Consider the following 18,889-nt stretch of genomic DNA (forward strand, 5'->3'; position numbering starts at 1 on the left):
TTCTGTGCTTTCTGTGAGAAAAATAAAAATTAGGTTCTCACAGAAAGCACAGAATACACAGAAAAAATTGAATTAAACGTTCTGGACGACCATCTCGTCCACAATCCGGGGCACATCCGATTCCCGGACTTCGCCCAGCCAGAGGTTGGCCGGCTGGATGCAGACAACCGGACCCTGCTTGCAGCGGCCGGTGCATTCGATTTCCACGAGTTCGACGTCGTCCCAGATATTCTTGTCCTTGCATTCCCGTTTGAATGCCTTGCGCAGGTCTTTCTGATGACGGCTGCATTTGCTGCCCTCGCAGATCATCACCACCCAGGGGTAGGTATCACGAATCTCTCTCATACGGTGGAAGTAACGACAATTGCCCGTAATTTCCAAGGGATAATCGGAGGAGAACAGGCCTGTCAGCGGGGTGATTGACTATTTTTGACGCTATGGATTCACAATTGCTGTTATTGTTTGCATTGGGTGTTGTGGCCTTCCTGTATGCGTCGGTCGGGCATGGGGGGGCCAGCGGTTATCTGGCTGTGCTGGCGCTGTTCGGAACGAGACCGGAGCTGATGAAATCGTCCGCCCTGATACTCAATCTGTTCGTGTCGATGTCGTCTTTCGTGCAGTTTTACCGGGGCGGGCATTTTCGATGGGAGAAGTTCTGGCCCTTTGCGGCGGCGAGTATTCCGATGGCGTTTGTCGGAGCAGGTATTCCCCTGAATCCCGGTTTATACAAGCAATTGCTCGGGTTTTGCCTGTTACTGGCGATTGCCCGGATTCTCTGGCGTCCGAAAGAGACGGAGGATGAACCCAAACCCGTTCCCCTGGCTGCCGGGCTGGCAGTTGGCGCGGTAATCGGCCTCCTTTCCGGCATGCTGGGGATTGGCGGGGGCATTATCCTCAGCCCGGTATTGCTGCTGATGCACTGGGCGCGGCTCAAAGAAACCGCGGCGATCTCAGCGATTTTCATTTTTGTCAATTCCGTTTCCGGCCTTTCCAAGCTGCTGATGAAGGGATACGTTCCGGACGAGCAAACGCTGACCTGGCTGGCGGTTGCCTTCGTCGGAGGATTGCTGGGAGGGTACGCCGGTGCGCGGAAGTTTACAGTACCAGTGCTGCGCTATGCCCTGGCGCTGGGCTTGTTTGTGGCGACGCTGAAGCTGCTGTTTACCTAACCGCCAATCGTCGTCATCGACTCGGTAATGAGGGAATGCCGGTTGCGCTCGGCTTCGAAGCCGTCTTTCGGACGATGCCGGAAGGCATGGACAAATTCCTGCCGCAGCGCCTGGTCCGAAATACCACTGCGTAGTAAGTCTCTGACATTCAGGACACCGTCGTCATACAGGCAGGTTTTGAGAACGCCCTGCGCCGTCAGCCGGATGCGGTTACACGTACCGCAGAATGTCCGTGTAAAGGCGGCGATAATACCGAGATGACCGGCAAATCCCGGAACCTGATAATGATAAGCTGTAGAATTAGCAGGATCGACGACCTTCTGTAGCCCCGGAAACGCCTCTTTCAATTCCTGAAGAATACGCGGATAGGTCCAGTTCAAAACAGGATAGTGTGATCCTTCGCCGTTAAAAGGCATTTCTTCGATAAACCGGACCGAAACCGGGTACTGTTGGGTCAGGCGTGCCAGCGGGAGGATATCTTCTGTGTTCCGGCCTTCCATCACGACGGTATTGATCTTTACTTCAAAACCGGCGTCCAGCAAATCATACAGGCATTTTTGTACTTTCAGGAACTCATCCCGGCGGGTAATCGCGCGGAAGCGCTCCCGGTCGAGGGTATCAAGGCTGAGGTTGACGGTCCGCACGCCGATCGCCTTCAGGTCGGCGAGGTAGGCGCCTGTCAGCACGCCATTGGTTGTGATGGCTATTTCGCTGATGCCGTTGATGCCGGATAGTTCCCGCAAAAAGGCCGTCAGGTCATGGCGGACAAACGGCTCGCCGCCGGTAATGCGCACCTTCCGGACGCCCAGTTCGGCGAGGACACTGCTGATGCGGAGCATTTCCTCGTAGGTCAGCAGTTGTTTTTTGGGGAGATAGGCGATACCTTCCTCCGGCATGCAGTAAAAACAGCGGAGGTTGCAGCGGTCGGTCACGGCAAGCCGGAGGTATTGAATCGGGCGTCCGTGATTATCAAACAGTTGCGGTCTGGTATCTGACATAACGTACAAATAAACGAAAAAACCGACGCGTTGTTCCCCAACTCTCGCCAACTTTGAAAGATGGAACTGACCGTGCATCTATTTGGGATAACCCGCGATATCACGCGAAAATCGCGCCATACTGTCGTATTGGAAGAAGGTTCTTCGGTGCAGGATTTGCTGCGCCGTTTTTACACGGAATACCCGGAACTGGAAGGGCTGAAATCGCTCGTCGTAGCCGTTAACGACGAATATGCCGAACCGACGCAGGTACTGAATATCCGGGACGAAGTGGCGTTGATTCCGCCCGTCAGCGGAGGCTAGAAAAGATACGTTCCATGATTGCAGTCACTGATCAACCGATTGATATCCAGGCTTGTCTGGACGCTGTGCAGTCGGAAAGAGCCGGGGCGGTCGATGTCTTCATCGGCACGGTCCGCAACCACAATAACGCCCGCAGCGTCGTCCGGCTGGAATACGAGTCGTTCGACTCCATGGCCATCCGCAAAATGACGGAACTGGCGGAGGAAGCGGCGCGTCGCTGGCCGGTCGAAAAGATTGCCATCGTCCACCGCAAAGGAGTACTTTCCATTGGCGACGTGGCCGTCGTGATTGCTGTGGCCACGCCTCACCGCGCTGAATCGTTCGAAGCCTGCCGCTGGGTCATCGATACCCTCAAGCAGGTCGTGCCGATCTGGAAAAAAGAAATCTACGACGACGGGGAAGAGTGGCTGGAAGCCCACCCCTGAACCGCGGGTATCAAACGGCCGGTATGTTCTTTTCGGAGAGATAATCCCGCCCGCTGTGGCCTTATTCGGAACGCCCGGCGTAGTACCGTTTGCCGGAGGCTGTCTGAATCCCTGCGGCAAACATCGACTCCTATGAATTTTTCGCGCGTCCGCAGCATATTGATCGCCACGCTGCTTACCGGCCTGTATCTTTCCCCGGCTCTGGCCCAGAAAAAGGTACGATTCGGATTGTTTACCGATCTCCATATTGCCACCATGCACGACGGGCAAAGCCGGCTGCAATCGTTCATGGACAGCATGAAAACAGCCAGACCGGATTTCATCATCGAACTGGGTGATTTCAATACGGCTGCTCCGAAATACAGCTACGGTTTTGAGGTCTGGGACGCGTATCCCGGAGAGAAATACCACGTCATCGGTAATCACGAGATGGACGGGGGGACATCGTTGCAGCAGGCGCTGGCGCGGCGGAATATGGCTTCGGCTTATTATTCCTTCGAAAAAAACGGCTTTTATTTCATTGTTCTGGATGGAAACGAAAAGAAGACGCCGGACGTGAAAGGATACCAGGAGCATATCAATCCGGCGCAGATTGCCTGGTTGAAAACAGAACTTTCCAAAGCCAAAGGACCGATTGTGATCTTCTCTCACCAGGGACTCGGACCGGATGGAATCGACAATTCGGAAGAACTGAGAAGCATACTGGAAGCCCACAACGCCACCGCCCGGAAAAACAAAGTCATCGCCAATTTCTACGGACACATTCATTACGACCGCGCCGAGAAAATCAATGACATCTGGTACGTGTGCATCAACTCCATGTCTTACAAATGGCTGGGAGAGGAGTACGGCCATGTCCGGTACAGCGACGAAGTCGATAAAAATTTCAAATGGATCAAGTATACCGCGCCATACCGGGATCCGCTGTTTACCGTTATCGAAATTTCTCCCAAAGGAACGATTACGATCGCAGGAAAGAAGTCTGTTTGGGTCGGGCCGTCTCCGAAAGAAGTAGGATATCCCCAGAAAAACCAGGCATATGACGTGCCGGAAATCCGTCCGCGGACGCTGCGCTTTCGCTGATATTTCCGGTATGGAAAATCGCCCGTAGAAAAGCCCCCTGACGGGTCCTTTCTACGGGCGATTCGCGTTTCAGGTCTGTTTCAGATAATCATCGCGGCGTTGTCCGTTTCTGCTGCCGCGTCGCCGGCTCCCTGCCGGATAATGTCCATGTCCTGCCGCAGCCGCTGCGCAAAGAGGGCGATGTCGAAGCTGTGGACAATGATGTTTGCACCTTCCCGGACCCAGCGGATCTGCCGCTCGGGTTCCAGCGAAAAGTGAATACCGATCGCAAGTCCCTTCGCGCGGGTTTGGCGGATAATGGAGATGACGGCTTCTTCAAAAACCGGATGATCATACTGCTCGGGTACGCCAAGGCTGACGGAAAGGTCGTGCGGTCCGATGAAGACGCCGTCGACGCCGGGAACAGACAGCAGCTCATCCAACCGCTCCAGCGCAGGTACGCTTTCAATGTTCGCGATACATAAGGTATTGGCGTTGAAACGCGTGATGTAGGCCCGCAGCTCTTCCGGCATTTCTTCCTTTCCGGAAAGATAGGCGTCCAGTTTTTCGCCTTTGAGCGGGCGGTATTTGGTAGCACCCACAAGCGTTTGCACTTGCCCGACTGATTCCAGATACGGAGCGACTACCCCGGCCGCTCCGGCATCGATCGCCTGACAGGCCAGATATGGGTCCGGACTCGGAATCCGTACAATCGGCGCTATACCCAGGCCTTTGTACAGCTGACACATCAGCGAGAGTTGTTCCCGGTTTTGCGGAATGTGCTCGGTGTCCAGAAAAACAAAATCAAGGCCTGCTTTTGCCGCGGCGGCAGGCCAGTGGGGACCGCTGGCGGTCATGCTGGTTCCGTAAACGTTTTGCCCCGCCCGGAGCTTTTCCACGAGAGTCATCTTTCCTTTTTCGGATAGTACGGGCATTCGCTCCGTTCAGGCTATACCGCCGGCTTCCCGATTTTTTTTCACTTCCTTCTTGCCGGTTTCGTCATGCTTGTATATTTGCATTTAGATTAAGTCTAAATAAACATAAATGAGACGAGCACGACGTGTACTGGGGTTGGGGGTGACGATGGCGCTGACAGCTTTGACGGGCGTTTTTGCCCAGACGGGCACGGTCAGGGGCGTCGTCCATACATCCGCGGGAGAGGTATTGGAACAGGCTTCGGTTTGGGTGAAGGGAACGCGGAAAGGCACGAAAACAGCTAAAAACGGCAGGTACCGGCTGAATGACGTACCGGCAGGCAACCAGGAAATCGAAGTATCTCACGTCGGAATGGCACGGCTGCGCGTACCGGTGCAGGTGCATAGCGGAGAAGAAACCATCCTGGATATCCGCGTTCCGGAAGCGCAGAATGCGTTGCAGGAAGTTGTTGTGACCGGTCAATACGAACCCCAATCCCTTCGCCAGTCGGTCTACCAGGTCCGTACCATCGGGCCGGAACGCCTCCAGGCGCGGGCGGCCATGACATTGACAGGAGTACTGAATACAGAGCTCGGCATCCGGTTTTCGAACGATCCGGCCCTCGGGACGTCTGATATTCAGCTCATGGGTATGTCGGGGCGAAACGTGAAAATTCTGCTCGACGGCGTGCCGATGCTCGACCGCGGCGACCAGCGTGAAAGCCTCAATCAGATCGACATCAACAGCGTCGAACGCATCGAGATTGTCGAAGGGCCGATGTCGGTCTCCTATGGCTCCGATGCGCTTGCGGGCGTGATCAACATCATCACCAAAAAGCCCGGTAAGGAATCGCTTTCGGCACTCGCCCGCATACAGGAAGAGACAGCAGGGAAGGAGTATGCCGCTTTTTCCGGAAAAGGTTCTCACCTGGCAAGCCTGCAGCTGAGCGGTCGGCGCAACAACTGGCACGCGTCTGTCGGTGGCAGCCGGAATCAGTTTGGCGGCTGGCAGGGGACGTCGTTGACGCGTACGAAAGACTGGCACCAGAAAGACCAGTGGCTTGGAAACGGCGTAGCAGGTTTCACGAAGGAAACGTTCTCCGTTTCCTACCGGCTCGACGCCTTGCAGGAGAAAATCCTCGCGCTGGGTGCGGTAAATGAAAATACACGTGACGCGCGCGACCAGAATTTCATCACCCGGCGGTACATGCACCAGTTGCAGAGTTCCTGGAAGGTCAGCGACGGCTTCAGCGCCAACGGCGTACTCGCCTATACCGACTACAGCCGGCGGACGCAGACGACCATCCTCAACCTGACAACCGGGCAGCGGACACTGTCTACCGGTACAGGAGAGCAGGATGTTTCCGGTTTTGACAATGCCATGCTGCGGCTTACCGGCCGGTACCGGGCTTCTCCGAAGGTGTCGTTTCAGCCCGGCCTTGAAATCAACCGCGATGCCGCGAGCGGCGCCCGGATCGAAGGCAGGCCGGTGATTGTGGATGCCGCTTTTTACGTGTCTTCCGAAATCAAACCCACGGAGGCCATCACCATCCGTCCGGGATTACGCTTCATCAAAAATTCGGTGTATGCCGCGCCGCCGGTTATCCCCAGTCTGAATACCCGTTTCGGGCTGACGAAGACGCTTGACCTCCGCCTGGCCTATGCGCGCGGCTTCCGCTCTCCGGCGTTGCGGGAACTGTATTTTACCTTTTTCGACGCCAGTCACTCCATCAGGGGTAATCCCGACCTGAAAGCGGAATACTCCAACAGTTTCAACGGCTCACTGGCCTGGCAGCCGGTGATGCGGAAGGATTTTGTGGTGACATCGACGCTGGGCGGTTTTTACAACGATTTCCACAACCTCATCGGTTATGGAAACGATGCCGCCGATCCGCAGGTGACGGTCATGATCAACGTCGACCGCTTCAAAACCACCGGTGTGACGTTCAACCAGGTATTCAACCGGAAAAACCTTCAGGTCAACGTCGGCTATTCGTACATCGGGCGCTTCAACCAGCTGTCGGCCACGCGCAACGAACTGCCGCAGTTTGTCTGGTCGCCGGAAGTCAACCTGAACCTGCTCTATACCTTCTCTTTCCAGACCCGCGTCAACCTGTTCTATAAATACACCGGGCCCAGGACCTCGTACCAAACCACGACGAACGCAAGTGGTGAAACCATGGTGACGCCCGGCAAAACCCAGGGCTTTCACACCGCGGATATCACCGCCAGCCAGCCGCTGTTCAAGGGGCTGACGCTCAATGGAGGCGCGCGGAATTTGTTTGACGTAACGAGCCTGACAAATACGGCCGTTTCGACCGGCAGCGCGCACAGTACCGGCGGCCCGGTGCCGATGAGCTACGGACGTTCCTATTTCCTGGGCCTGACCTGGAGCTGGTCGACCCACTAACATCTTGTATAACCATCCAAATTGCTGATTATGAATCGGATATTCTCCCTTTTTCTGACCCTCGCTGTCCTGTTTGTTGTTCCTTCCTGCAAGGATGATGATCCCCCACTGCCGGATAATACCGTGCAGTTCGAAGCAGGGGAGTCGGGCTTGGCTTCGGACAAAACCGAAGCTGAAATCAAGCTGACGCTGGTTCGTGCGGTGACCGCGGCGACGAACGTCACCGTAGCCATCCAGGAAACCGGCGTGGCTTATGGCACACAGTATACCACGACGCCGGCGGCAACGTCCGGGCAACTGACCGTAACCATCCCGGCAAACAGCAATACGGCTTCGTTCAAGGTGACAAAAAAAGACAACATCTTTCTGAACGGAACGGAGAACCTGACCTTCAAAATCAGTTCGGCGGCCTCGCCGGTCGTGATCGGCACGACGGTTCAGACGAAGCTGAGCTTCTCGTCCATCGTGTCAACCGGTACTTCCCTGAAAATCAACGGCGGAGAAGGCGGAGCGAGCGCGGTGAACTCGGTATTTGTCGACTTCAGCAGCAATACCCAGACGGCCGTAGCACGCGCCAGCTGGGACCTTGGTTTTTATGCCGGATCCGACTTCCGGGTAGTGATCAACGGTACCACCGGCGCCACGGTAAAAGCACTCACCAAAACCGATCTGACGGAGGTAACCGCGGCAGATACCACAGCGCTCGCCAGCGTACTGGTACTCGGTCAGGGTGCAGGTACGTTTGATATTGTCGATGACGTGGACGGCGACCTGACGAAAACGGCTATCAAAGCCATTTCCGCAACCGACGGCGAAAACCCGGTCTACATCCTCAATCCCGGCAAAGCAGGGACAGCACAGAAACCGTGGTATAAAATCCGCGTCGTCCGGAAAGGAACCGGCTATACCCTTCAGTATGCCCGGATCACGGAAACGACCTTCAGGACGCTGGACGTGACGAAAGACGCGAATTATGACTTCAATTATGTTTCCCTCACGCAGGGTAAGGCGGTTTCCGTAGAGCCGACGAAGAACAACTGGGATATACAATGGGGCCTGAATACGTACAAGGCACAGATGGATGCCACGACGTTCGTTCCGTATCCCTACTCGGACTATGTGGTCATCAACAACCTGGCAGGCGTACAGGCGGCGCAGGTCGAGACCAAGACGGTCACGTATGATGCATACGGAGAAGCTAATATCGCGACGACAACCTTCGCGGCAGATCGTAACGTCATCGGTGGAAACTGGCGTGCCTCCGCAGCTCCGGGAAGTACAGCCGGCGTCAAAACCGATCGCTTCTATGTCGTAAAAGATGCAGCAGGTAATGTGTACAAGCTCAAGTTTGTTAACTACATCTCGTCCGACGGCGGCGAGCGCGGCTATCCGAATATTGAATACAAATTGGTAAAAAAAGGTAATTGATTGAACAGTAGAAAATAGAGCGCCGGGCGGGAGACTGCCCGGCGTTTTTACGTTCCACTCAGAATATCTGGAACTATTTTTCCTAAATTCAAGAGTTTTTCCGGTAAGTGATATATTTATAGAGGTCTCGTACTGCGGGAAAAATAGCAGAGAGGGACGAGGCTGGCAGATGAAGTTAGCCAGAAGTCACTTTTTCAATGGAGCAAAAAATGGAGGGAACAATGCTCTTATCGCATGGTGATGGTTCTCTCGAAAGGAAAATGTCTCGAATGATATGAAAAGAAGAAAGGTAATAGTAGCCATAATAGTTATTTTTTTTTCTTTGATTTTAGTTTATGAAATTGGAAATTTTCGTCTTTTTGATATTCAATTGATTATTCTTCAAGATCTGCCTGTTTCCAATAAGCAATATCGATTGCGTATATGCTATTTGCCTTCTAACGCTTCAAGTCAGTCATATATTCAGGCAAGAAAATACACGCGTGACTACGAAGAAATTATAGATAGTTTTGAGAAATATAATTATCTGAAAGATTGCTATATAGAGGGAGATACAGCTTATCTGTTAGTGGCAGATACCTCGAATACTAGATACGAAATTGAATTAAAGAAAATACTAATTCCTGTGGAATAGTAGAGTAATAAAATTTTCTTGTTGCGACATATTTTGACTAAGTAAGTACTTTTATCGACTACTTTATTTGTTCAATTCTACAGTATCGAGCAGGCCTGAGCTAGAAATAATATATCGATGATAATCGATTAAAAAATGATTGCACAGATTGGGTTTTAAGCGAGTATAATTAATGCTATATTACTAGAAAAATATAATAATACTTATTTTGTTAGTCATGCAAATGCTATCGACGCTTAAAATATATACAGAGAAAGAAAAAAATCAGAATACTTATCTTATGAAGTTGTGAACGTTTCGCTTGACGGATGAACTGAATCTTTAATTGTATGACGTATATCAGATGGCTAAATTGAGATCGAAGGACAAAAAGAAGATAATGCCTTTTTTGGTAAAAGAACGATCGAAAATCTTGAATAAAATACTTCACTTTTAATGAAATGACTGATAAACCAAGCAATGATTTTTAGGGTGTAAATTTTCTTAATAAAGTAAAATAAAATATGAAAGATTTCGGATAAAATATTGTTAACTCTGTTTTTATTCTGAAAAATTGTATCGGGATAAAACCTTGAAAACATGACCAGATGAGGCCATAAAAATAGAATTAATTCCTTTGTTTTTAGACTTGTCGCAGCTTGAGTATGAAGGTTTGTTTTTTGATTTTACAATGAATACACAGTGGAGAGACTAACCTTGGCTGAAGAAAGAGTAGAAATTCTTTTTAGAAAAATTAAAAACGAAGAGAAAGTGGTATTGGTCTTTGGTGGTGTACGCATAGATCAGCTCGATATAGCCGCTACGGTGTTAGAAGAGCTATCGATTAACATGATTTACAGAGGCCGTAAGCAAGTGGACGGACGACTCATAGATAAAATGGAAGGTAAGGGATATATGTATTTGAATTTCGTAGAGAATATTAATATAGCTTTCTGGGCTGACGAAATGGAGTTGGTAGAATCGCCTTTTGGTTCGTCAGCGTTTTGTGCTTTCGACTTTTAATTTATCGCATGATTGTCTTGTTTATTTGTTTATACGTCAAAACCGTGAAAATATTGATTGTTGAATTAATTTAATTTGTGTTCATTAATATTAAGAACAAATGAGGTCGATCTTGCTTTTATGGATTTTATTGGCTTTTGCTGGTAAGCTGAACGCCCAGGGAGTGTGGATTAGAATAGATTTTAGTAAAGAGAATAGAAAAATGCTTTATACGAAAATGGCAATTTTTGTATCTCAGACTGGTAGTAGATATAACTTTGATATTAAGAATAATTCATTTTTTTTTCCAGATTCGCTACAACTAAAAAAAAGAACCTTCAGGATTGATATTGACAGCTATAGTTTCGTATTTGAAAATACAATAATGGAAGCCAACGGAGAGAATGCATGCTGGAATTTGAGCCTGGATTTTAAGTCTCTATTTGGGTATAACAAATGCTACTCCATAGTGAATGATAAGAAAGTGAAATACTTGTATTCGCTTGAGTATAATACCGGAAGAAGATTAGTGTTTTATCGATTTAATAAAATGAGAAAAAAGAAGAGAAGTATTAATGGATAGTTAATTGAAGATTGTAGCGTAATTAATTTCCATTTATGGGAGATATTCATTTTTTATATTCTTGTTTGCGCAATATTCTCCATCTCCCAAATCCGTGCTATCGTTTGACTTGACGCTGACACCGGCGGGTTAATGATAGCTGATGAGTATCTGTTTTACAACGTTTAGGGAAAGGCTTATGGCGCGCAGTAAGAGGAGGTCGTTGATGCAGTTTCAGGTGAGTCTTGAAAGAAGCAAAGGAGATACTTGCTAATTTTTAAAATGACATGATGGTTGAAAAATATTATTTGAAATCTCTGAGCCTGAATGACTTGAAGGCTTTGAATGGTGTATGTCATTTTGCTGATTGTGTGATAGATCAGGTGGAGCTTATCGGGGTATTCGACATTGACGTTCCCATAAAAATGGAGCGCTGCATTATCAATGAATTAAAAATTCATTCCTGTTGGTTTAATGAAGGTATTACATTGAAAAATTGCATTATAAATGGATATATTGATTATCAAATGGGTGGGCATAATAAGAAGCCAATTTTGCTGTATCAGAATGTCTTTACTGGGTTTGTTAATTTTTTTGATTGTCAATTTGCTTCAAGAGTTGAAATTGTTGAAAATGTTTTTGTTAGAGGGGCAAATTTGTTTGGAAATTTGAACGAAGGATTTGCAAATACTTTCGAGTCGGAGTTGATAGTCTCTAAAAATATTGGCGATTTGGATTTGGACGGATTTGGTTTTGGTTAGAACAAGCCGATTCCTCATAATGAAATGACGTTCGCTAAAAATATGGAATTGTCTAGCCTAAGGTATTTCAACGAAATAAAATATCTCAAGAGACACTCATTTTATTTCAAAGAGATAAAAAAATCGAATTTTTAAAATGAAATTGCCTGGAAAGAGGAATTGTGATTTCGGTCGGGATCGTTACTTGACAATTTTTAGAAACTGAATAAACGTTGATTGTTATGTCATCAATGCTAATTGATGCGATTTTCAGAGGAAGCATCCTATCTGTCAAATTCGACTTTTTGATAGAGCTGATAGCTAATAGTCAGGAGGTTAGATTTAACTATCCGGAGGATCTGAGTGTTTCATCGTTTGACGAGCTTATCAAGGCGATCCGGTTAAATGATAATGTTGATTTAGCATTTTGCTCTGGTAATATTTTGATTATAGATAGGGAGGTGAGGAGCGTGTTTATTAACTTCGCAAGAGCAAATTATGATATAGAATTACTCTTTTTCTTTGATATTAAAGATATAGCATTTGATACTGATATAAAGAATTTTGATTATTTGAAAAGATGGATGGAGCAGTATAAAATGGCCTTTGGCTTTGATTACTATGTCTGTCAAATGGATAATGCATCGAAGGATGAATATTATTTCGATAGCCATGCGCCGGGTCCTTTGTTTAGTCACATAGTCGCTCCTTCTGAATACCCCCCGGATTAGATGCCGTTTCTGCTTCTTCATCGATCGGTTCGCTCCGGGACCCTGACTGCAATCGGCAGGTAAGCTGTTGCTCCAGACCCGAATCGTGAAAATTTTTCGTTTGCTGTTAGTATGATCCTGCGAATTTGGCCTTCTTGAAGCGGATACATTGGAGTATGCAGGTCGGAAGGAAAATGGCGCTCCCGAGAGCAGCAGCACTGGCGTGTTTTTCCAGGTCTGAAAACAAATGATATAAAAAGGCGGTTGTCCGGAGTATAGCCCGGACCGAATTTGCGATTCCGGCCATCGGATAGGGTAAAGCGATAGACCCTGTATACCGTTGCCACAGATAGACTGACTACCAGCCATACGCAAACCACCTCTATGGCAGAGATCCCCAACATTCTTCTGGTAGACGACAATGAAGAGATCATTGCCTACCTGACTGACATACTTGGCGAGGATTACGAGCTTTTTGTGGCCACACACGGAGAAGAGGCAATAGAGCGGCTCCGCAACGAAGCGATACACCTCGTAGTAAGCGATATCATGATGCCGGTTATGGATGGGCTGGAACTATGCCGGCGTATCAAGACGGACAAGGCGATCTGCCATGTGCCGGTTATACTTCTGACGGCAAAAGACACCATCGAATCCAAAATCGAAGGGCTGGAAACCGGTGCAGATGCCTACATCGAAAAGCCGGTTTTCCCGGATTACCTGCGGGCGCAAATCAGCAATTTGCTGAGTAACAGAAGGCAGTTGAGAAGCTACTTCGCCGGAAATCCGCTCGTCCACATGGAGACGATTTCCTACACCAAAGCGGATCAGCTTTTCCTGGAAAAAGTATCCGGCTTCATCCTGACCAACATGGACGAGGTGGAAATGGACCTGAGCGCGGTCGCCGGCGAAGTAAACATGAGCCGGATGACCCTTCACCGGAAAATCAAAGCCCTGACCGACATGACGCCCGGGGATTTTGTCAACCTCGTCCGGCTCCGGAAATCGGCCGAATTGTTATCGGAAGGCTCTTACAAAGTATATGAAGTGGCGTTTATGACCGGATTTAAATCGCCCGCCCATTTCTCCAAATCCTTCCACAGGCAGTTTGGCTTTACGCCGACTCAGTTTGTCCAAAATCAATAGGCTGCTTTCCGTCAGGAACGGGGCGTTGTCCGGAGGCGTACTGTGAAGACCGTTCCGCCGGGCTGGCCGTTGGCAGCCGGTGTGCTTTTCACCGTCAGCGTGCCGCCGTGCTGGTCAACGATTTTTTTCGAAAGTGCTAGACCGATACCGAAGCCGGCGTTCTTTTTCCCCAGTTCATTTACCTGGAAGAAATTAACGAACAGGTTTTTCAGGTGTTCGGGCGCTATGCCCGGCCCATTGTCAGAAACCCGGATACTGACCTGCTCTTCCTCCCGGGCGACGCTCAGCCCGATGGTGCCTCCTTCCGGCGTAAATTTATAGGCGTTGAACAACAGGTTGAAAATGACTTTTTCGAGTTGTTCGGGGTCGAACGGAACGAAAATCTCCTGGCTATCTGTCGTGAATTCAGCTGTTATTTTCCGTGCTTCCGACAGGTGGGAAAACGACTGGAAAATGCTTTTCAGAAAGGATACCAGCTCGTTTTCGCGCAGGTGGAAGAAATGGGAGCTGACCTCCGCTTTCCGGAAGTCGAGGAGTTCGTTTACCAGCCGCAGCAAGCGGTCGCCGTTGGCTTTGACCGAAGTAAGGCGCGATCGCACTTTGCGTTCGTCATAGTCCCGGGTAAGGAGCATATCCACCGGACCGAGAATGAGCATGATATGCGTCCGGACTTCGTGCGCGATGTTGGTGAAGAAATCCAGTTTGGCCTGGTACAGGGCCTGCTCGTACCGGAGGACCGTCCGCAGCCAGAAAAAACGACCGATCAAAAACACAATACCCCCCAGCAAAACTGCATAAAAGGTATATGCCCACCAGGTTTTCCACCAGGGTGGCAGCACGGTGATGCGTAGACTGCGGGGTTTGCCCCAGACGCCGTCGTTGTTGGCTACTTTCACCCGGAAAGTATAGTTGCCGGGCTTCAGATTGGTGTAGGTAGCGGACGGAACGGAGACGAGGTTCCAGCGACTTTCCAGGCCTTCCAGTTGATAGGCATATTTGTTTTTTCCCTGCTTGATGTACGTAAGCCCGGCGAAATCGATGGTGAAAATGCTCTGAAGGTGATTAAAAGTAAGATCCGGCATCAGGTCCAGAGGCCTGTCCAGTAATCCGGATTCGTCATGCGGACGAACAGGCATATTGAACAGTTTCAGGTCTGTCAGAACAGCCCGCGGAGCATGCGTGTTCAGGTGTACATTCTCCGGATTAAAAAAGACAACCCCTTCGTCTGTCCCCCAGAAAAAATCGCCGACGGGAGACGCAAAGGCTGCGTTTGGTTTAAACTCGTTGCTGGCAAGGCCGTCGACCGTATTGTAGTTTCTGATCGTTTGTGACTGCGGATCCAGGGAGCTGAGGCCGTTGCCCGTACTCAGCCATAATTGCCCTTTTTTATCTTCGAGTATTCCCATGATGTTGTCGCCGGCGAACCCGTCGCGACGGGAATAGGATCGGATAGTCATCTTTCCGGGCTGATACATATGCAGGCCATTGTGATAGGTACCCAGCCAGACTCTGTTTCGGGAATCTTCGTAAATGGTTCGGACGATGGGGAGGGGAATCCGGAATATTCTTCTTCCCTGTTCCGTAAAAACGTCTACACTCTTCGTCGTGCCGATCCAGATATTCCCTTTTTTGTCTACCATAAGACTGCGAATGTGCAGGTCATCAAGTCTGAACCGGGACGAATGCTGGTTCGCCTGAAAGAATTTTCCCGTAGCCGGATCCAGGACACTAAGTCCGGACGTGTTCGATCCGATCCAGATCCGGCCCTTGTGATCTTGCGCCGACTGGAAAACCATATCTGAGCAAATCGAATTCGGATCGCCGGGGCGATGCCGGTATGTTCTCATTTTCCCGCTTTCCGGGTCGAGACGGGTGAGCCCTCCTTCATAAGTAGAAATCCAGATTATTCCGGATGCGTCTTCCGTTAAGCCCTGGATATGATCGGAAGCCAGGCCATCAGGCAAGCCGGATGCCCTGAAATGCCGGTACGAGCCGGTGCGGCGGTTATACTGGTTAAGCCCGCGCCCCTGTGTGCCGATCCAGAGATTCTGCCGGGAGTCTTCGAGTACCGCGCTGACCACCTCGTCGCTAAGTCCGTTTGGACTGGCTTCTATGCGATGAAAGGCAGGATTCGGATCATGGACGATGTTTATCCCTTTGTGATAAGTGCCGATCCAGAGTGACCCGGCCCGATCCTGGAAAATCGAATAGATCGAGTTGTTTGTCAGAGAAGAAGGGTTGGAAGGATCATTCCGGAACGTCGTGAACTGCAGGGTCGCGGGATTCAGAATGCTGATGCCATCGAAGGTGCCTATCCAAAGAGATCCGTCTCTGGCGGGAAGAAGTTTCCGGACTTCGTTGCTGGCGGGGCCTTTCCCGGGAATAGGTGATGCCGGGAAGTGGGTGAATTGTTTTGTTTCCGGGTCCCATCGATGAAGGCCTGCCTTTTTGGTACCCACCCAGATTTTTTTCTGGCTGTCGGCGGCAATGGACAGGACGAAGGTGTCATGCAGACCACCGGGGTGCGTCGTATGCTGGGGAAATTCCTGAAAAATCGGGTCGTTTTCGCGGAGCGTCATCCGGAAAAGGCCGGTCCTTGTGCCGATCCAGAACACATCCGGTGATTCTTCGTAGATGGCCATTACATTTCGGATGCCGGGTGTTCCCGGAGTATCCGAATGCAGGTAGTTTCGGAACGTTCCGTTCGCCTGCGAAGTGAGCAGACTCAGCCCACCGACGGTGCAAACCCAGATCCGGCCTTTGCTGTCTTCGTAAAAACAATTAATCTGGCCGTTCGCAAGGCCGTATTTCTTCCTGGATTCGACGATGGGCCGGAACGATTCTGTCTGCGGGTTGAATATGTTCAATCCGGTGGAAGTACCTACCCAGAGCGTTCCGCGGGAGTCGCTGAGCAAGGCCGTGACGTAATTGCCGGACAGCTTGAGCGAATCGCCCGGCCGGCCTATAAAGCTTCTGATGCGTCGGGAATCATACACATTCAGGCCGTGGGAAGTAGCAAACCACATATATCCCGTTGTGTCCTGCGCGATGGCATAGACGACGTTGTCCGACAGTCCGTCCCGGGTACTGAGGTGCTTGAAAGTGAGCCCTTGCCCCTGCAATCCCACGCAACAGCGGAAAAACAGGAAAACCATCAGGTAACTTCTGGCGGAAGGAGAAGGTACCGAACGAAAATAGCGGCCTGTCTCCGGCCGTCGGGGCCAGGAAAATGAGTTGAGCATTGCGCAGGCGAGATAGTGTCAGAAGCATAGATTCCCTGCTGACGGAATAGGAGCAGGGGATGGGGTGACCTATGCAGCTTTCATGTGTTCACAAGTGAGTGGGCGCAAATGAATCAGAAATTTTTATATAAGAAAGAGGATTTATTCTGTCGGTTCTGTCGCGCGGATGAAGCTCACCGTCGACGGACCCGTCAAAACCTATGCGTATACAATCATCCGGGAGTGGGATGCGGATCCCGGATGATCAGGCAGTTATTGGATCCGTCGCCCGACCGGTTTCCTGCATTATACATTTTCTGCCGGTGGCGCGACAGTACTCCTGCAGGTAGCTGCAAGGAAGGTACCCGGTAGCATTATCCGGCCTGAGACTGCCGGGATCCGCAAACGGGCGCTTTCCGGCCGGCCGTCGGCTGCTTCATAAACCGTCACCGGCTGAGGAGCCTTCCTTTTATTCACCGCATGCTGTATTTGCCTGGACGGCGAATGCAGCATGCAGCGTGATCGCCATACATACGATCTGCTTGTGGCGGAGCAGGAAAACGGGCATGTATAGTACATGTATTGTAATTGTAATAAGAGAAGTATATACCTGAAAAATGGCGGAAATAAAGATCCTTTAAACGGACAGGAAGATGTTACAAATAGGCAAGAGATAGAAACAGATAGAACAGATTCCTCTTTCCGGCGCCTCTACATTTGTCTTACGAATTAAAGGTATCCATGCTAACACAGAAACGAATTTAATGATGATGTGATACTAATGAAAAGTAATAATAGTTGCGTAATAGATAATGTTCATTTGCAAAAAATGAAACGGTAGTCTGTTGCCTGTCTGTTGACGGAGTACTGGAAAAGTAAAAATGAATTTTTGTTTCAAATGCGAACGAAATAGTACGAGTAGATACACCGCTGATTAAATCTATTAGTTTAAATGTATGTGCATGTATTTCGGGTACCCGGAATGCAAATCAATGTGGTGTTTCCGAGCCGATGCCGCTGAATCGATCTTATGCCTTCTTTATAAGCAGGAGCACCTTTCGACTATCAACCAAAAGGCGAAAGATCATGAAAAAACTATGTACTTTATCTATCAGATGCTGGCTATTGCTGCTGGTGTCTACGTTCCCTTTGACCTCCTCCGGGCAGACGTGTGACCCTCCTACGGGGCATAATACGGAAGCGCAGCCAACCTATTCCGGTCTTACGGGCTTTATTGCCGAATTTTTTAACAGCTTTTTCGGTGCGAAAGGAAGTATCAACAACCGGCAGAACGGATACGACATGGAATCCGATCTGCTTAATCCGACTACTTCTGTTGATTTTATTTCACCGGCAGCTTCCTGGAGCGGCGGACTTTTTGACCCTATTACGCAAATTATCAGCTCGATCCGGTATAGTTACCGGCTTTCGCTGGACGGGTCCAAAGAGGGAGATATTTATATCGTGATTTCTTCGGAGGGCAATTTGTTTAACGCGAACATTCTGCAAACAATTGAAGTCCGCGCGAAACAAAACGGAACAGTCGTCTTTACTAAAAATTTCAATCAGCTGGGTCAATGGGCTATTGAATTTGGCGGAGTAGGCGCAAAAAAGGCGTTTGTTTTGCCTGTTTCGGGTCAGTTTAACGAGATTGAAATCGCTTCGATTGCCGGTTTTGGTCCGAACGTACAGTCGCTCTTTAATGCCGCTGCGCCGTTCATGAAAATATATGACCTGCGCCGTATTCCGAAGGCCCCTTCGGCGCCTGCCGTTACGACGATTAATGGCAGCGTTTCCGCGTGCGCAACCGGCTTTACCCGAACAACATTTACGGTTTCCAATCCTGTTGCCGGCTATCAGTATGACTGGTATGATCAGGCGTCCGGAGGAACAAAAGTTGCTTCCAATACCACCACGTTCTCACCTCCGGCGGGAACAGGGGCGAAAGACTACTATGTCGAAGCTGTTGTAAGCCCGCAATGCCAGAAGCCTATTCAGCGGTCGTCTGCGACGCGGACACTCGTTCAACGCGTAGTCACGAATTGCGATCTCAACGCGGACGCGGACGGTGACGGCATTACCAACGGAGACGAAGGAGCCGGAACCAACGGTTCAGTCGACACCGACAAAGACGGTATCCCCGATTTCCTCGACAAAGACAGCGACAACGACGGTATTCCCGATAG

At 49.8% G+C, this 18,889-nt stretch carries 17 protein-coding genes; 13 read left to right on the forward strand and 4 right to left on the reverse strand.

Features of this window, described 5'->3' with window-relative positions; genetic code table 11:
* Positions 1 to 72 precede the first annotated feature (72 nt).
* The gene (locus BLR09_RS21505) at positions 73 to 345 is read right to left on the reverse strand and encodes a (2Fe-2S) ferredoxin domain-containing protein (protein ID WP_093207755.1); all 273 of its coding nucleotides are present in this window, start codon (positions 343 to 345) and stop codon (positions 73 to 75) included.
* A gap of 92 nt (positions 346 to 437) precedes the next feature.
* On the opposite strand from BLR09_RS21505, the gene BLR09_RS21510 reads away from it, so the two are divergent.
* A complete protein-coding gene (locus BLR09_RS21510; protein ID WP_093207757.1) occupies positions 438 to 1,169 on the forward strand; it encodes a sulfite exporter TauE/SafE family protein in 732 nt (243 codons plus the stop codon).
* On the opposite strand, the gene moaA is transcribed toward BLR09_RS21510, so the two are convergent.
* On the reverse strand, positions 1,166 to 2,167 hold the full coding sequence (gene moaA, locus BLR09_RS21515) for a GTP 3',8-cyclase MoaA (RefSeq protein ID WP_093207758.1): 1,002 nt from the start codon (positions 2,165 to 2,167) through the stop codon (positions 1,166 to 1,168). The two genes, BLR09_RS21510 and moaA, sit on opposite strands and share 4 nt — an antisense overlap.
* Positions 2,168 to 2,227: 60 nt before the next feature.
* Here moaA and BLR09_RS21520 point away from each other — a divergent pair, with 60 nt between their 5' ends.
* From BLR09_RS21520 to BLR09_RS21530, 3 genes are all read left to right on the forward strand, one after another.
* Positions 2,228 to 2,470: a MoaD/ThiS family protein gene (locus tag BLR09_RS21520; RefSeq protein WP_093207760.1), complete on the forward strand. Its 243-nt coding sequence runs from the start codon at positions 2,228 to 2,230 to the stop codon at positions 2,468 to 2,470.
* A gap of 14 nt (positions 2,471 to 2,484) precedes the next feature.
* Positions 2,485 to 2,895: a molybdenum cofactor biosynthesis protein MoaE gene (locus tag BLR09_RS21525; RefSeq protein ID WP_093207762.1), complete on the forward strand. Its 411-nt coding sequence runs from the start codon at positions 2,485 to 2,487 to the stop codon at positions 2,893 to 2,895.
* A gap of 132 nt (positions 2,896 to 3,027) precedes the next feature.
* Complete coding sequence (locus BLR09_RS21530; protein ID WP_093207763.1) at positions 3,028 to 3,978, forward strand: metallophosphoesterase family protein; 951 nt, start codon at positions 3,028 to 3,030, stop codon at positions 3,976 to 3,978.
* 80 nt (positions 3,979 to 4,058) lie between these two features.
* On the opposite strand, the gene BLR09_RS21535 is transcribed toward BLR09_RS21530, so the two are convergent.
* The gene (locus BLR09_RS21535) at positions 4,059 to 4,892 is read right to left on the reverse strand and encodes an HpcH/HpaI aldolase family protein (protein WP_245689985.1); all 834 of its coding nucleotides are present in this window, start codon (positions 4,890 to 4,892) and stop codon (positions 4,059 to 4,061) included.
* Positions 4,893 to 5,001: 109 nt separating this feature from the next.
* Between BLR09_RS21535 and BLR09_RS21540 the strand changes: the two genes are divergently transcribed.
* The 8 genes from BLR09_RS21540 to BLR09_RS21580 all read left to right on the forward strand — a co-directional run bounded on the left by BLR09_RS21540 (position 5,002) and on the right by BLR09_RS21580 (position 13,482).
* Entirely contained in the window at positions 5,002 to 7,281 is a 2,280-nt protein-coding gene (locus BLR09_RS21540) for a TonB-dependent receptor (protein WP_245689986.1), read from the forward strand.
* 30 nt (positions 7,282 to 7,311) lie between these two features.
* Entirely contained in the window at positions 7,312 to 8,709 is a 1,398-nt protein-coding gene (locus BLR09_RS21545) for an HmuY family protein (RefSeq protein ID WP_093207767.1), read from the forward strand.
* Positions 8,710 to 8,983: 274 nt separating this feature from the next.
* A complete protein-coding gene (locus BLR09_RS21550) occupies positions 8,984 to 9,343 on the forward strand; it encodes a hypothetical protein (RefSeq protein ID WP_093207768.1) in 360 nt (119 codons plus the stop codon).
* Positions 9,344 to 10,024: 681 nt separating this feature from the next.
* On the forward strand, positions 10,025 to 10,345 hold the full coding sequence (locus BLR09_RS21555; RefSeq protein WP_093207770.1) for a hypothetical protein: 321 nt from the start codon (positions 10,025 to 10,027) through the stop codon (positions 10,343 to 10,345).
* 100 nt (positions 10,346 to 10,445) lie between these two features.
* Positions 10,446 to 10,907: a hypothetical protein gene (locus BLR09_RS21560; RefSeq protein WP_093207772.1), complete on the forward strand. Its 462-nt coding sequence runs from the start codon at positions 10,446 to 10,448 to the stop codon at positions 10,905 to 10,907.
* A 266-nt stretch (positions 10,908 to 11,173) separates the two neighbouring features.
* The gene (locus BLR09_RS21565; RefSeq protein WP_093207773.1) at positions 11,174 to 11,647 is read left to right on the forward strand and encodes a hypothetical protein; all 474 of its coding nucleotides are present in this window, start codon (positions 11,174 to 11,176) and stop codon (positions 11,645 to 11,647) included.
* Between the two features lie 221 nt (positions 11,648 to 11,868).
* A complete protein-coding gene (locus tag BLR09_RS21570) occupies positions 11,869 to 12,357 on the forward strand; it encodes a hypothetical protein (RefSeq protein WP_143011180.1) in 489 nt (162 codons plus the stop codon).
* A gap of 363 nt (positions 12,358 to 12,720) precedes the next feature.
* Positions 12,721 to 13,482 (forward strand): response regulator transcription factor, encoded by a 762-nt coding sequence (locus BLR09_RS21580; RefSeq protein WP_093207778.1) that lies wholly within the window; start codon positions 12,721 to 12,723, stop codon positions 13,480 to 13,482.
* Between the two features lie 11 nt (positions 13,483 to 13,493).
* On the opposite strand, the gene BLR09_RS21585 is transcribed toward BLR09_RS21580, so the two are convergent.
* Entirely contained in the window at positions 13,494 to 16,724 is a 3,231-nt protein-coding gene (locus BLR09_RS21585; protein WP_093207779.1) for a ligand-binding sensor domain-containing protein, read from the reverse strand.
* Positions 16,725 to 17,789: 1,065 nt separating this feature from the next.
* Between BLR09_RS21585 and BLR09_RS25590 the strand changes: the two genes are divergently transcribed.
* The coding region (locus BLR09_RS25590; RefSeq protein WP_176785636.1) for an Ig-like domain-containing protein at positions 17,790 to 18,889 on the forward strand (1,100 nt) is incomplete at its 3' end.

The sequence above is a fragment of the Siphonobacter aquaeclarae genome (assembly GCF_900103285.1).
Classification (GTDB): domain Bacteria; phylum Bacteroidota; class Bacteroidia; order Cytophagales; family Spirosomataceae; genus Siphonobacter; species Siphonobacter aquaeclarae.